This is a genomic window from Gillisia sp. Hel1_33_143 (genome assembly GCF_900104765.1).
Lineage (GTDB): Bacteria > Bacteroidota > Bacteroidia > Flavobacteriales > Flavobacteriaceae > Gillisia.
The window spans coordinates 2,717,728-2,732,519 of the sequence record NZ_LT629737.1; the positions used below are offsets into that span (position 1 = coordinate 2,717,728).

General features: G+C 33.1%; 16 protein-coding genes. 4 read left to right on the forward strand and 12 right to left on the reverse strand.

The window, feature by feature from the left end:
• Nucleotides 1-143: 143 nt before the first annotated feature.
• Both BLT84_RS12660 and BLT84_RS12665 read left to right on the forward strand, forming a co-directional pair.
• A complete protein-coding gene (locus BLT84_RS12660; RefSeq protein WP_034892880.1) occupies nt 144-770 on the forward strand; it encodes a hypothetical protein in 627 nt (208 codons plus the stop codon).
• A gap of 17 nt (nt 771-787) precedes the next feature.
• Entirely contained in the window at nt 788-1,633 is an 846-nt protein-coding gene (locus BLT84_RS12665; protein WP_091266345.1) for a hypothetical protein, read from the forward strand.
• Between the two features lie 57 nt (nt 1,634-1,690).
• On the opposite strand, the gene BLT84_RS12670 is transcribed toward BLT84_RS12665, so the two are convergent.
• The 9 genes from BLT84_RS12670 to BLT84_RS12715 form a co-directional block, all read right to left on the reverse strand.
• Nucleotides 1,691-2,569: a DMT family transporter gene (locus BLT84_RS12670; protein ID WP_091266349.1), complete on the reverse strand. Its 879-nt coding sequence runs from the start codon at nt 2,567-2,569 to the stop codon at nt 1,691-1,693.
• Nucleotides 2,570-2,801: 232 nt separating this feature from the next.
• Complete coding sequence (locus BLT84_RS12680) at nt 2,802-3,257, reverse strand: KTSC domain-containing protein (protein WP_034894448.1); 456 nt, start codon at nt 3,255-3,257, stop codon at nt 2,802-2,804.
• Nucleotides 3,258-3,467: 210 nt separating this feature from the next.
• Complete coding sequence (locus tag BLT84_RS12685; protein WP_091266355.1) at nt 3,468-3,989, reverse strand: YceI family protein; 522 nt, start codon at nt 3,987-3,989, stop codon at nt 3,468-3,470.
• A 32-nt stretch (nt 3,990-4,021) separates the two neighbouring features.
• The gene (locus BLT84_RS12690; RefSeq protein WP_091266358.1) at nt 4,022-4,738 is read right to left on the reverse strand and encodes a pirin family protein; all 717 of its coding nucleotides are present in this window, start codon (nt 4,736-4,738) and stop codon (nt 4,022-4,024) included.
• Between the two features lie 134 nt (nt 4,739-4,872).
• Entirely contained in the window at nt 4,873-5,736 is an 864-nt protein-coding gene (locus tag BLT84_RS12695; RefSeq protein ID WP_091266361.1) for an AraC family transcriptional regulator, read from the reverse strand.
• 131 nt (nt 5,737-5,867) lie between these two features.
• Nucleotides 5,868-6,083, reverse strand: coding sequence for a VF530 family DNA-binding protein (locus tag BLT84_RS12700; RefSeq protein ID WP_034892895.1), 216 nt, complete (start codon nt 6,081-6,083; stop codon nt 5,868-5,870).
• 5 nt (nt 6,084-6,088) lie between these two features.
• Nucleotides 6,089-7,402 carry a DEAD/DEAH box helicase gene (locus BLT84_RS12705; RefSeq protein WP_091266364.1) on the reverse strand — a complete coding sequence of 438 codons (1,314 nt, stop codon included), beginning with the start codon at nt 7,400-7,402 and terminating at the stop codon, nt 6,089-6,091.
• Nucleotides 7,403-7,462: 60 nt separating this feature from the next.
• Nucleotides 7,463-8,995, reverse strand: coding sequence for an SDR family NAD(P)-dependent oxidoreductase (locus tag BLT84_RS12710; protein ID WP_091266367.1), 1,533 nt, complete (start codon nt 8,993-8,995; stop codon nt 7,463-7,465).
• Between the two features lie 195 nt (nt 8,996-9,190).
• The gene (locus BLT84_RS12715) at nt 9,191-9,640 is read right to left on the reverse strand and encodes a cold-shock protein (protein WP_034892903.1); all 450 of its coding nucleotides are present in this window, start codon (nt 9,638-9,640) and stop codon (nt 9,191-9,193) included.
• A gap of 340 nt (nt 9,641-9,980) precedes the next feature.
• Between BLT84_RS12715 and rlmF the strand changes: the two genes are divergently transcribed.
• The gene (gene rlmF / locus BLT84_RS12720) at nt 9,981-10,844 is read left to right on the forward strand and encodes a 23S rRNA (adenine(1618)-N(6))-methyltransferase RlmF (RefSeq protein ID WP_091266371.1); all 864 of its coding nucleotides are present in this window, start codon (nt 9,981-9,983) and stop codon (nt 10,842-10,844) included.
• 68 nt (nt 10,845-10,912) lie between these two features.
• On the opposite strand, the gene BLT84_RS12725 is transcribed toward rlmF, so the two are convergent.
• Nucleotides 10,913-11,773, reverse strand: coding sequence for an NAD(P)-dependent oxidoreductase (locus BLT84_RS12725; RefSeq protein WP_091266378.1), 861 nt, complete (start codon nt 11,771-11,773; stop codon nt 10,913-10,915).
• 15 nt (nt 11,774-11,788) lie between these two features.
• A complete protein-coding gene (locus BLT84_RS12730) occupies nt 11,789-13,057 on the reverse strand; it encodes an MFS transporter (RefSeq protein WP_091266380.1) in 1,269 nt (422 codons plus the stop codon).
• 416 nt (nt 13,058-13,473) lie between these two features.
• Here BLT84_RS12730 and BLT84_RS12735 point away from each other — a divergent pair, with 416 nt between their 5' ends.
• The gene (locus tag BLT84_RS12735) at nt 13,474-13,959 is read left to right on the forward strand and encodes a ferritin-like domain-containing protein (protein ID WP_034892909.1); all 486 of its coding nucleotides are present in this window, start codon (nt 13,474-13,476) and stop codon (nt 13,957-13,959) included.
• 91 nt (nt 13,960-14,050) lie between these two features.
• On the opposite strand, the gene BLT84_RS12740 is transcribed toward BLT84_RS12735, so the two are convergent.
• On the reverse strand, nt 14,051-14,512 hold the full coding sequence (locus BLT84_RS12740) for a universal stress protein (RefSeq protein WP_091266383.1): 462 nt from the start codon (nt 14,510-14,512) through the stop codon (nt 14,051-14,053).
• Nucleotides 14,513-14,792 lie beyond the last annotated feature (280 nt).

Consider the following 14,792-nt stretch of genomic DNA (forward strand, 5'->3'; position numbering starts at 1 on the left):
GTACCAGCAGCCAAAGAATTCTAAATTTTTTTCTTAATACTTAATTAACAATACTTTACGGTATCCTTAATTCCTCCGTATGCGTGTTCTTACTACATTAGAACTGCGATAAACAACTAACCAATTCACTAAAAATTAAAAGTATGGCAGAGATTAAAATTAGAAAAAAGAGCCCAATATGGCCATGGATATTACTAGTGCTTATAATTCTTGCAGCCCTTTGGTATTTCTTCATTTATCTAGATACGGCAGACATAGATGATGCAGACGAGGTTGATGATTTGAATACAGAGCAAATTGATGACGAATCTTATAATTCCGAAGACAATACAAATTCAGATGCTTATTCTGAAACAGATTCTACTTACAACACTTCTGGATCTAACCAATTATCTTCACAACCAGTTACCACCACCATCGCAGATGCTAATAAATCTATGATTGATCTTATTGATGCGGTAAGAACAAAATCTTTACAGACCAAAGTAACTGTCAATAATGATTTAAAGGCTCAAAGAGAAAAGTTGGTTAAAACCACTTCTTCTACTTCAGAAAGTTCTTGGATGAATACGATGAAGTCTAGCGGAGATCAAATAATTGCGGCGATGCAAACTTTGCAAAAAGAAAAATATCCTCAATTAACTAATGAAGTTACAAGTGCACAAAATTCATTACAAATGGTTGATGCTTCTAAAACTTTTGAAGATCAAAAAGCGAGAATAGATACGTTTATTAGAGACGTTGTAACCACACTAAATAAAATGCAATAATTTATAATTTGAGAATTATGGAAAAAGAAAATAAACATTTGTATTATCTGGAAGAGTTATCAGATTATAAAGTAGATAGTCATTATTCTGATGTTACCGGATGGCCGGTGAAAGACCTTAACAACAGAGTAATTGGTAAAGTAGACAATCTTTTGGTGAATAAAGAGCTAGAAAAAGTAGTTTACTTAGATGTAGAAGTTGATAGATCTATTATTGAAGCAAATCACGATCCATACGGAAGACCTGCAAATATCGAGATTCGTGAATTTGTGAATAAAGATGGAGAAAACCATATCATCATTCCAATTGGGATGGTAAGTATAGATGATGATCAAAAATTTGTTTATACAGAGAGTATCGATCATCAAACTTTTTCAGAAACCAAACGTGTGAATAGAGGAACTTTGATTGATAGAGATTATGAAAAGGTAGTTCTAGGATCTTATAATAGAGAACATTCTGATAGAAGAACAAATCCGCAGTTTGTAGATGATACTAAGATCATTCAGGAAAGAGAATCACCTTATAGATCTGATCGAGATATTAGTGTTAATGATCATAAAAGTGAAACCCATGATCGAAAGATTGATAAGAATCAGGATGATTGGTCTGCAGAAAGAAGAGCTTTGGAAGATGAAAGAAAGAAATTGAGAGAAGAGCGTTTGAAACTTAAAGAAGAAAGAGAACGTTTAGAGGCTGAAAGAGTTCGATACGATAATTATAGAGAGCGTAGCAGCGCTAATGAAGATATTGATCTTGATGATACCAACGATGATCTTTTATATGATAAAAATCTATACGAGAACGATAGAGCATTTTATGATAGAAAAGAATTTGGTAATAGTAATTATAAGAATGATTAGAACATTCTTTAGAACAAAAAAGATCCCTGAGACCAAAAGTTTCAGGGATCTTTTTTGTTATTCTGTTACGCTTTCCACTTCTTTTAAAGTTGCTTTTTTATTCATCCTAGATATCAAATAACTGCTTGTAATAATTAAACTACCTCCAAAGAGAATATTCCAAGTTAATGGCTCGCCCAGCACTAAATAGCCCAGTAAGATAGCACTTACCACTTCAAGATACATTAGTGTTGTAGCTGTAGAGGCAGTTAAATGACTTAGACCGTAGAAGAAAAGTTTGAAAACTACAATCCCAATAAGAAATCCATAAAATACACCCATACCAATATGAGATAAATCAGCTTCCGGTAAACTCATCAAAAAAGGTACAAAAACAATGGCACCAATTATATTCTGAAAGAACACCATTTGGTTCTTACTATACCTATGATTTTCAGCTTTAAATAGCACAACAGTTGTAGCATAACCAATGGAAGCTCCTATGGCTGCTAGCATTCCAATAAAATCTCTAGAGTAAAAACTGAATGGTTTTCCTATATACGTTATTACAATACCTACAAATGCTAAGAATAATAATAAAACTTGTTGTCTCTTAATCTTTTGCTTAAAGAAAATTATTTCTATCGCTGTCACAAAGATTGGGTAGGTATAGAAAAGCACTACCGTATTTCCAATAGAGGTGTACATATAGGCCAACAAATAAAGATACATTCTAATAGCATTTATAAATGAAGCTAATAACATCTTCTTATTGTTGCCTTTAAAATGCAATTCTCCATCTTTATATAAAAACGGAATTAATATAAGAATAGGAATAGCTGTTCTAAACCATGCGATAGAGCCGGTAGTCATGCTGCTCATATATTTTATAAGCAATCCATTGGCACCCGCTAAGATTGCACATATAATTATAGCGTAGATGGCTTTTTTATTCATCTAAATATTCAATTTTACTATTTTTAATTATGCAGTTCTTTCCTGCTAGAAAACTTCCAATTTTAATTTTGAACGATTTAATGTAGGCAGTCGTTAATATTTTAAAACCTTCCACTACCCTACTACTATTTAGAATTCTAAAATGAGTTAATTGGTAAAGGACAATCCTAAAAACAGAAAATTCCAAAAATCTATAAGACTTTTGGAATTTGTAGTATTAAAACGCAGGGTTTTAAGCAGTTTGCATTTCAAGATCTTTCTTAGATTTTCTATAAAGAAAAGAGTTGAAAATATTTCTTTTGGCAAATCTAAATTGACGATCAGAATTGATCAATTTTACAAATAAAGCTTTATTAACACCAAAATACTCGTAAGTAGTTCCGTCCATAAAACTAATTTCTAAAACATTCCCTTTATGCTGAAAATCTGAAATTCCAGATTCGCTAATAGTTTTATTATATTCATCTAAGTTAGCTGCAATAGTTTCTGGAGCAATACTTACTAAAAAGTGGTATCCATCTATAATCTGCTTACTTTTAATCTCGGCTTCGGCGTGCTTTTCATCACTTTCCTGAAATTTATCCGGATGCCATTCTTTAACTAAATTTCTATAAGAAGTCTTTAATTGCTTAAGATCTATATCTTTCTCAACATTAAATAATTTCTTGTATTCGTTTACACGCTTCATAAATGCCTCATTTTTAATGAGGCGCGAAACTACGCCTTTTTTCTGTATAAACAAGCTATCAAATTACTAGCGAGTAAAATTTATCTGTTTCATAACACTGCATAAAGAATTTGCAACCCATAAACATTATTATAAGCATTATAAACTAAAAAGTCTGCCCTACACTTTTACGTGTAAGCAGACTTTTTAGCTATTACTTCTAATAAAATATTATTGCTTTATAAATTGTGCGTCAACAATCATTCTTACCTTATCTGAAACTACAATATTTCCGGCTTCTGTAACTCCGTTCCAAGTAAGGTTAAAATCTTTTCTATTGATCTCTCCTTTAAACTCAAATCCGGCTTTCGTTTGTCCGTATGGATCTACAGCCGTTCCATTATATTCTACTTCTAAACTAACGGGTTTGGTTACGTCTCTAATAGTTAAATCTCCTTTTAAAGTATCTCCATCAAAAGAAGTTGATTTAAATTTTAACTTCGGAAATTTTTCAGCATTAAAGAAATCGTCCGATTTTAAATGCGTATCTCTATCTTTATTCTTAGTGGTAATTGATGCTACCTCTAAAGAAAATTCGAATTGAGCATCTTCAAAATTCTCTTTGGCAGCTTCTAGACTTCCTTCAAATTTTTCAAATTCTCCTGAAACCGTAGAGATCATCATATGTTTTACTTTGAAAGTTACATTAGAGTGTGACTCATCAATTTTCCAAGTATTCTTTGTGTTTTCCATGTTTGTTATTTTTAATTATTAGACTTATTATATTAATTCAGTTGCATTGGAACTTCCATTAGTAACACCTTGGCATTACTATTGGCAGTAACATTAAATTCGTTTATTTCCCAAATCCCAAAGCCATCTCTTTTATTTAGCTTTTGATCATTGATACGCACATCACCTTTCAGCACAAAAACATAAACTCCATTTCCTTCCTTATGTATCTTATAATCTTGAGATATGCCTTCATCGAGATCTCCCATGTAGAACCAAGCATCTTGATTTACCCATACTCCAGCATCATCAGCATTTGGAGAAAGCACTTGATATAATTCATTTTTCTTCTGAAGATCTCTTACAGAAACCTGATCGTATCTTGGAGCCAGATTTTTCTTATTTGGAAAAATCCAGATCTGTAAAAATTTAACTTGCTCGTCTTTATTCTTGTTATGCTCAGAATGCATGATACCGGTTCCGGCACTTAAAATTTGAACATCTCCTTGTTTTATAACCGTTTGGTTTCCCATATTATCTTGATGTTCTAAGTCTCCTTCTAACGGAATCGAGATAATTTCCATGTTATCATGAGGATGTGTTCCAAAACCTTTTCCACCGCTCACTGTATCATCATTTAAAACTCTTAATACTCCAAAATTCATTCGTTCTGGATTATGATAATTTGCGAAACTAAAACTGTGATAACTATTTAACCAACCATGGTTTGCATGGCCTCTTGTCTCTGCTTTGTGCAATATTGATTTCATATCTATTCTGAATTATTTGATTACTAAAACCGAGTATAGAACGTCGCTTTTATTGATAGATCAAATTTAGATAGATATGAGCTAGGGAGAAATATTAAAATACCAGCAAGGCTTATGAAAATCCGAGATATGCTTTAAATTTCAAATTTTGAAGGACTTATTCCGGTGTGCTTTTTAAAGAAAATACTAAAGTTGGCAGGCTCAGAAAATCCTAGCTGGTAAGAGATCTCTTTGGTATTAAGATCTGAAAACTTAAGAAGTCTTTTTGCCGCGATCAAGATCCTGTTCTGAATATGTTCTTTGGCACCGGTACCTGTAAGCGATTTTAAAGATGCATTTAAATAGTCTGGAGTGATATGCAATTCTTCGGCATATTGCGAAACCATATGCCAACTTTCAAAATTTGTTTCCAGTAATTCTTTGAAATTTCTTAGGAGCGAAACTGAAGCTTGCGTATTTTGGGTGTTACTGTCTTCAGAAAGAGAACAGACATTATTACTTTGAATCAGCAATAGCTTAAGCAATGCACCAATGGCCTGATATTTAAATTTTCTATTGGTAGCTTCAAACTCATAGACCTCCTGGGCAATTAAACTGAACTTTTCAAATTCTATATCTGTAAGCTGTAATGAAGGATTCATTCCATAATCATTAAAAATATAGAGATCATCTATAAAACATTTTTCTATTCCGTTTTCAATTAGAAATTGCGATGAAAAGGTAAGTATATGTCCATACGACTTTTCATTTTCTATGATTTGATGTACCTGCCCCGGACTTAGAAAATACATCTGATTCTTTGAAAGTTCAAATTCATTGAAATCTATAATATGTTTTCCGGAAGCCTGCTTTACAAGTAAAATAATATAATAATCGTGCCGATGCGCTTCATCTGGTCTTCCTTGAGTAATTTCATAAACATCTTCCATTCTTTTAATATTGAATGAAAGTGCCTCGTTTTCAGGATGTGTATGTGAATATTTTTTTATCAGCTCCATGGAGTAATAAAGATACAGAAGTCAATTTCAATATTCAATTTGGAAAGAGCTTAAATTTATTACTTAAAATAATTTCTGAATGAGTTTAAAAATCTAAAAAGCCAGAAGTAATGTTATTCTGGCCTGTTTAATTATATAGATTTTAAATACAACTGCTCTACTTTTTCTCGAGCCCATGGAGTTTTTCTAAGAAATTTAAGGCTAGATTTTACAGACGGATCGTGCGTAAAACATCTAATATTAATGCGACTTCCCAACTCTTCCCAACCATATACTTCTTGCAGAAATTCTAAAATATCGGCCAATTTCTTCCCATGAAGCGGATTATTTGCCTGCTCATTATTCATAACTCTTAAATAATATTTAATCTAACTTTCTTCTTTTTTAGTTTGCTGTTATTCAATTTGGCAATTAATTGACCAGCCAGATCTGAAGGAACAGAAACAAATGCACAATCTTGCTTTAGCTCTATAGCACCAAGTTGCTCTTTCTCAAGATTTCCTTGTTTTAGAAAGAGTCCGGCAATATCTCCTTTAGAGATCTTATCCTTTCTTCCTCCTGAAATAAATATGGTTTTCCAACTATTGCTTTCAGAAGAATGATTTTTTGTCAATTCTTCGGTCTTTGTATTTGGGTGAATAAATTCTGGTAAATCCTCTTTTACCCATTTAAGAACATACGCAGTTCCATTATTATCTACTCTTGCTGTTCTACCGTTTCTATGGGTGAATTCCTGACTTTTTAGCGGAAGCTGATAATGAATGATGAACTTCATCTCTGGAATATCAATTCCACGAGCTGCAAGATCTGTAGCGATAATAAGCTTATGAGTTCCGTTTCTAAATTTTATAAGCGCACGTTCGCGGTCTTTTTGATCTAATCCACCATAAAAACACCCGTGTGTAATATTCTTAACATTCAAATGATCACTTACTCGCTGTATGGTGTCTTTAAAATTACAGAAGATGATCCCGGGTTGATCTCCTATATGGTTCAATAGATCTACTAACGTATTCAGTTTATCTTTTTCTGGAGAGATCACCGTTTTGATCTCTAATTTTGAAACTCCTTGATCTAAATAATCTATATAAACTTCATTTTTAAGACCCGCAAATTTTGGAATCTTTATCTCTTGTGTTGCAGAAGTCAGCACTCGTTTTTTAATATTGGGAAGTGCTTCTAAGATCTCCGTCATTTCATCTTCAAATCCTACTTCCAGCGATTTATCAAATTCATCCAGAATTAGAGTTTCAAGAAAATCTATAGAAAAAGTTCCTTTTCTTAAGTGATCTGCAATTCTACCAGGTGTACCAATTAAGATAGCCGGGGGATGACTTAATTCAATCTTGTCTTTAGACATGGGTCTGCCACCATAAATAGCATTGGCTTTAAAACCTGCTCCCATTTCGCGAACAACCTGTTCTATTTGAATAGCAAGTTCTCTAGATGGAACCAATATTAACGCCTGAACTTCATGTAGATCGAGATCAAGTTGGTTAAGAGTAGGAAGTAAAAAAGCGAGCGTTTTTCCTGTTCCGGTTGGAGAAAGTAATACTACATTATTGTTTTCGGCAATAATTTGATGCGCTTCTTCCTGCATAGGATTGAGTTTTTCAATACCTAACTTATCCAGGATCTCCTGATTGTTTTTAATAGAATTTGACATTTGGCAAAAATACGTTTAAAAAAAACTGAAATCTTCGCTTAAAGCTAAATTCTTAAAAATCTACCAATCTATTGGCATATAATCTTTTAAGAATTTTCCACTCCAATGTTTACCAGAATTAATTCCGTCTATAAGTGGATCCATAACACGAGCTGCACCATCTACAATATCTAAAGGAGGTTGAAAATCATGAACTTCCACTTTCTTTTTAGATAATTCAGCAGGATCTTCATCTGTAACCCAACCAGTATCTACGGCATTCATAAAAATTCCATCTTTAGCCAAAGTTCCGGCAGAAGTATGCGTAAGCATATTCAAAGCAGCCTTCGCCATATTGGTATGTGGATGACGATCTTCTTTTTTAAAGCGTTGGAATTTTCCTTCCATGGCAGAAACATTTATAATATGCTTCATACCCGTATTTTCTTTCTTCATCAATTCTGAAAGACGGTTACACAGAACAAATGGCGCAACAGAATTCACTAACTGCACTTCTACCATTTCGGTGGTTTCTATCTGCCCTAACTTCAATCTCCAGCTATTGGTCTTTCTAAGATCAACCTGTTGTAGATCTGCATCTAACTCACCTTCCGGGAACACTTCTTTTGCAGATAATGAATTATCAAAAGTATAAGGAATTTGAGATAATTTAGCTGAAGCTCTTATACCAATTCCAGGTTCCGGACCATGCCACGTAACTGGAAGTACATTATTTTGAGTATCTGAAGCTCCATCTGTAAGCGATCTTAATTCGCCTAAACAAGCTTTATGATCTTGAAGTAAGTTTTGAGCAAACTGAGGTAAAGAATCTATAGGTGTTTCTTCCTTCGCCATTAAATGCTGATAAAATCCGGCTGGTCTTCTTACTGTTTGTGCAGCATTGTTAATGAGAATGTCCAGCCTGTCATACTTCTGCTCTATATAATTACAGAAGATCTCTACACTTGGTATATGTCTTAGATCTAGTCCATGAATTTTTAAACGGTCTCCCCAATCTTGAAAGTCATCCTCTTTAGAAAAACGCAGTGCAGAATCTGCAGGGAATCTTGTAGTTGCCACTACCGTTGCTCCAGCTCTTAAAAGCATTAAAGTAATATGGTAACCAATCTTAAGCCTAGAACCTGTAATTACTGCAACCTGCCCTGTAAGATCTGCGGTTTGAAATCTCTTTGCATAATTAAAATCACCACATTCCTGACACATCGTATCATAGAAATGATGAAGTTTTGTGTATGTTTTTTTACACACATAACAGTTTCTTGGAGACTCAAGTTCTAATTCTTTTTCTTCTGGAAGTTCTAATAATTTAGGCGCTATGAAAATAGTTGCTTCTCTGGCACTTCTAATTCCGGTTTCTTTACGTGCATGCTTATCACGCTCTATCATCTTGCGCTTAGCAGCTTTTTTGGCGTCTTTTCTACGTCTTGTAAATTCGTCTTTTTGAGGTCTGGTAAGTTGTCCCGCAGCTTTCATTAAAGCAATACGCTTTTCTTCCGGTAGCTCAAAAACCTGATTGGTATTATCTACCAACTGCTCTAACATGGAAATACAAGAATCTATTTCTTCCTGACTTAGTTTCGCTTTCCCTTCCATTTCTTTATGCACTTTTTTTGATGAATTTCAGGCTGCGAATATAAGTATAAAATCTAATGCTGAAATTGGAAGTTTTAATAGGATGCTATATCGAAATATGAGCGAATATGAGCGACTTTGAAATGAATTAAAAGCATAAAAAAAGCTTCAATTTAATTGAAGCTTTTATAAAAATTATTTTTTGAGCAGAATTAATTAGATCTTTTTCACTCTAACTGCATTCATTCCTTTCATTCCTCTTTCAAGTTCATAAGTTACTTTGTCATTTTCTTCGATTTCATCGATTAAACCACTTACGTGTACAAAGTACTTCTCTTGATTAATAGAATCCAGAATAAAACCGAATCCTTTAGAATGATCAAAGAAAGAAACTTTACCTTCTTTAGGTGCGTTTTTATCTTCTTCATCACCCTCTTCTTTTTTAGGAACTCCCAAAACTATATCTTCTGCCTCAACCTGTATTTTATTAGATGGATCTGGAGGAGTATCTGTTAAATTACCATACTCGTCTACATAAGCTATCTCAAAAGAACTACCTTTTCCTTCGGCTTTACGTTCTTCTTTTTTCTTATTCTTCTCCTCACGTTTCTTCAAACGTTTTTTCTCTTTTTCTATTTTATTAAAGGTTTGTTGCGATTTTGCCATTCGTTTATTTTAGTTATACTGATATTATACAATTTAAGTAACGTGATATTTTTAGGAAAGATTGAAAATTTTTTAGTGGTAAATTAAAAAATTTTCGAAAGATTTCTCCGGTATCTTAGCTGCCGGATATCATGATGCTTAAACTACTGCAAATATAAGTCTTAGAATTTAATTTTTTGAATAAGAAAGTCATAAAATGTTTTAAGAATATATAAAATTTTAAAAAGTTTAGTTAAAATAACTTGTAATCCTTCCAAAAGGTTTTATTGTTTACACCATAACTAAACTATTAGCGTGATTATTCATCGTATCTTTGAGGTCCATTCCTAATATTTACAATTTGCATCCAAAGAACATACACATAAAAGGTTACGACCTTAGAGAGCTTGCTAAATCTCATTCTGCTTTAAATAAGTATATAAAGATCAATGAACATGAGAAGGAAACCATTGATTTTGCTAATCCAGACGCGGTCTTTCATTTAAATAAAGCCATTCTAAAAGCAGATTATCAAATTTCAGATTGGAAAGTTCCTGCAAATTATCTTTGTCCTCCAATTCCTGGTAGAGCAGATTATATTCATTTTTTAAATGACCTAATTGAGGATGAAACATCAGGTAAATCTAAAATTAAAGGTTTGGATATTGGTGTTGGTGCTAATTGTATCTACCCTATTCTAGGAGCCCAGATCTATAATTGGAAAATGTTTGGGTCTGATATTAATCTTGCATCAGTTGAAGCAGCTAAGGCAAATGTTCGCCTAAATCCTGCGCTTTCCGATAAAATAGAAATTAGACATCAGGGAGACGCCTCAAACATCTTTAAAGATATCATCAAACCAAATGAGTATTTTGACTTTACAATGTGTAATCCACCTTTTCATGCTTCAAGAGAAGAAGCAGAAAGCAGCAATTTGAAGAAGTTGAAAAATCTGGAATTATCTGAAGATATACGATTGAATTTTGGTGGTAAGTCTAACGAACTTTGGTGTAATGGTGGTGAGGCACTTTTCATTAAAAGAATGATCAAAGAAAGTATCAGTTTTAAAGAACAAGTAGGTTGGTTTACTTGTTTAGTTTCAAAAAAGGAAAATTTGGTGAAACTTAAGAAGCAACTCACTAAGTTAAAAGCAGAATTTAAGGTAATTCCCATGAATCAAGGTCAGAAGAAAAGCCGAATTCTAGCCTGGAAATATTCAAATTAATTATACTAAAATAAGGCTTAACTTTATTGCTAAGCCTTAATTAGATGTTCCAATTGATTTCTACTCAATTACTCATTTATAAATTTGAATATTGAAGAAAAATCTAAGTCCCCCTGCCCTTTTTGTTTTGCTTGTGCATAAACTTCTTTTGCTGCATTAGTAAGAGGTACAGCCTGATTTAATTCAAATGCAGTTTCTGTAAAGAGGTGAAGATCTTTTTGAAGATGCTTCAACGGGAAGTTAGGCTCGTAATTCTCTTCATCTAATCTATATCTAAAAACATTTAATATAGGAGCAGTTACGGGAGTATTCAGAAGTACGTCCATTGCCATTTTCTTATCCAGTCCCAAAGCCATACCTAACGAAACACTTTCCGAAAATGCAAGCATACTTTGCCCTAGTAATTGATTTATCATGATCTTCATCGCAGAACCTTTACCATGATCTCCCATATGAACTGCCTTTTGCCCCATAAGATCAAAAAGGGGGTTAATTTCTTCCATATCTGCAGCCTTCCCTCCCACTAGAAAGAGTAATTCTCCTTTTTCTGCAGGAACTTTAGAACCGGAAACGGGAGCATCTAAAAATCTAATATTATTTTTAAGAGCTATTCCCGCCATTTTCTTGGTGAAACTTGGGTTTACGGTACTAGAATCAATCCAGATGCTTCCTACTTTCATTTCATTCACAAACCCATCTGTTCCTATTGCAAGATTTTCAACCGCATTTGGATCTTCTAGCATTGTAAATAAAACATCAATATCTTTAGCCAATTCTGCCGGAGAATCTTTCCAGATAGCTCCTTTCTCTATTAGTGTATCTGCTTTATCTTTAGTACGATTGTAAACATACAATTGATGATCAGACTTTAATAGATTAGACGCCATAGCGCTTCCCATTATTCCTAAACCTATAAACCCTATTTTCATAGTCTAAATTTTAAATTAATTATTATCCTCGTGTTCTTTTATATCTTTTCTAAGATCTAATTTTCTAAAAGATGGTAATGCTATTCCGGTGGTTACCACTGTTAATAATGTCATAGTTCCACCAAATACAACAGCAGTAACTGTACCCATCCATTTAGCGGTTAATCCACTTTCAAAAGCGCCAAGTTCATTGGAAGATCCTACAAACATTGAATTTACAGAGGCTACTCTACCTCTCATGTGATCTGGTGTTTTAAGTTGTAGGATGGTTTGTCTTATGATCATAGAAATACCATCTGTTACTCCACTTAAGAAAAGTGCTATTACAGACAACCAAAACCAGGTAGATAAACCAAATACTATAATGCAGAGCCCAAATCCAAATATTGCTGCCAGTAATTTCATTCCTGCATTTTTATTTAAAGGAAAATAGGCAGATGTAAACATAGTTATTAAGGCTCCTACCGCTGGAGCAGCTCTTAAGATACCAAACCCTTCTGGTCCAACCTTTAGTATATCCTGCGCATAGATTGGTAATAAAGCAACCGCACCGCCAAACAGAACCGCTATCATATCCAAAGAGATTGCTCCTAAAATGATCTTGGTATTAAATACGAACTTTATCCCTTCTTTTAAACTTTGTAACACCGGCTCACCTATTTTAGGATTGAGTATAGGTTTTCTAGGAATTTGAGATAAAAAGATAAGAGCCATTAAAGAAAAACCAAAGATCAAGCACATAGACCAATGTACTCCCATCCAGTTTATAGTGAATCCGGCTAGTGCAGGTCCTAACACTGCTCCCATTTGCCAGACAGAACTACTCCATGTTGCAGCATTTGGGTATATCTTTTTTGGAATAATTAGCGAGAATAAAGAAAATATAGTTGGACCAAGGAAAGCTCTTACAATTCCTCCAAGAAACACTAAAAAATATATACTATATAGAATGACCTTTGTAGAAATATCTTGTACCATTTGGGGCCAAGTAAGCAAAAATAAGCCAAAGCTTACCACCGAAAAGCCCAAGATACATTTAACCAATAATCCTTTTTTCTCTTTTTGATCTACTATATGCCCTGCAAAAAGCGCGAGTGAAACTGCAGGAATTACCTCCATCAATCCTATAATACCAAGAGATAAAGGGTTTTTGGTAATACTATAAACTTCCCATTCTATAACTACAAATTGCATAGACCAAGCAAAAACCATAGCGAATCTTACTGCTAAAAATATATTAAACTCCTTATATTTTAATGCAGCATACGGATCATTACTTCTCATTTTTTAACTTCAATCTTTAAATTGTAACAACCAACCTATAATTTCAACATAGATTAGCTGTTCATTATTCTATTTTTACTAGCATTTAAATCAACGGTAAAACCATCATTTAAAATAATCTCCCCGAAATCCTGCTATTTCTACAGGTCTAACATTTTAGAGGAGTTTGCGTAAAAGTAATTATCTAAATCAAAATTAATATATATAAGTTCAAAGTTGTTGATTAAGTCTTATAATTTATATAACTTATTGAATCACATTACAGGTGTATATTGGAAGAAGCCTTTAAATTATTTACATTAATTAACAAAAAGTATTAAAAGCTTCTCAATTTGGATACAATTATGAACCAATCTTCCATCCATAGACTATCTTTAACTTATCAATTAAAAAATATATAACCACAAAATTATTTTATGGAAACTACAAGAGAAAAATCGAGAGAAGAAAGTCACAAAAATTTAGTGAACAACCTTCAAGAATTATTAGAGAAGAATTATGATGCAGAAAGAGGATTTAAGAAAGCCCTAGAGGATGCGGATAGCCATGGATTAAAAGAATTCTTAAAGATGCAAGCGGTTCAAAGAAATAGATTTGCTACAGAATTAGATAAACAAATTCGTGATCTTAATGAAGAACCTAAAGAAAATGGAAGTGCAACTGGAAGTTTACACCGTGCATGGATAGATATTAAAACTGCTTTTACAGGACAAGATGATGAAGCTGTTTTGGAAGAGTGTATTAGAGGTGAAAAAGCAAGTGTTGAAGAATACGAAGACAAATTAAAAAATAACAATTTTCCTGTACAAACTACAGAATTATTAGATAGACACTTGGTTGAAATTAGATCTACGCTATCTGAAGTTAGATCTTTAGAAGATCTTGCAGATCGTTTTAACTAAGAGATTAATTGTTAGTTAGTTTGAAATCCTGTAGTTCCCTCGGACTGCAGGATTTCTTTATTATAGACGTAACTATTAAAATTATCAATGCTTAATCTTTTATTATAGGTATCATAAGAACTGGTATTACTGTTCTTTCCAAAACCTTTGATGCCACTGTGCCCATTAGCAATTTTTCTAAAACAGAATGACTATGAGTACCCATTACAATTAGATCTGCTTCCCATTCTTCGGCATAATTTAAGATTCCACTAGAAGTTTCACCTTCCGCCAAATGAGTGGTGATAGTTGAGTCATTTAAATGTTCTGCAGCTTTCTGTAGAAAATCTTCTGCAATTTTCTTTAGGTCTGAGATCAAATTTAGATCTGCATTCATCGAATTATATCCTTCATAACCCAAGAAACTTGGATATTGAATTCCATAATAACTTATTTCTGCAAGTGTGTGAAGCAAACAAACTTCTGCATTCATAGTCTTTGCTAATTTATAACCTGCCTTTGCTACTTGTTCTGCAACAGGATTATAATCTAAGGCAATCAAGATCTTTTTCATTTCTATTTATTTATAACTTAAAACTACAAAAAGTAATTATTCGAAAGGTGGAGAATCAAGGAAAAACTATAAATAACATAAAGCTTCATATTTATCAGTAATTGATAATTCTTGTAGCAATACTTTTATTGGAATGATTAAAAGGTGCTGTTATGAAAACTACTATGGAAGACGCTAAAGTGAAGATTCACATTAAACTTATAAGTAACTTTCAAGAATTTTTAGCTAAACAATATTCCATTGAAAAAATAATAAAGAGACAATTTCAGATAGTAAGAAT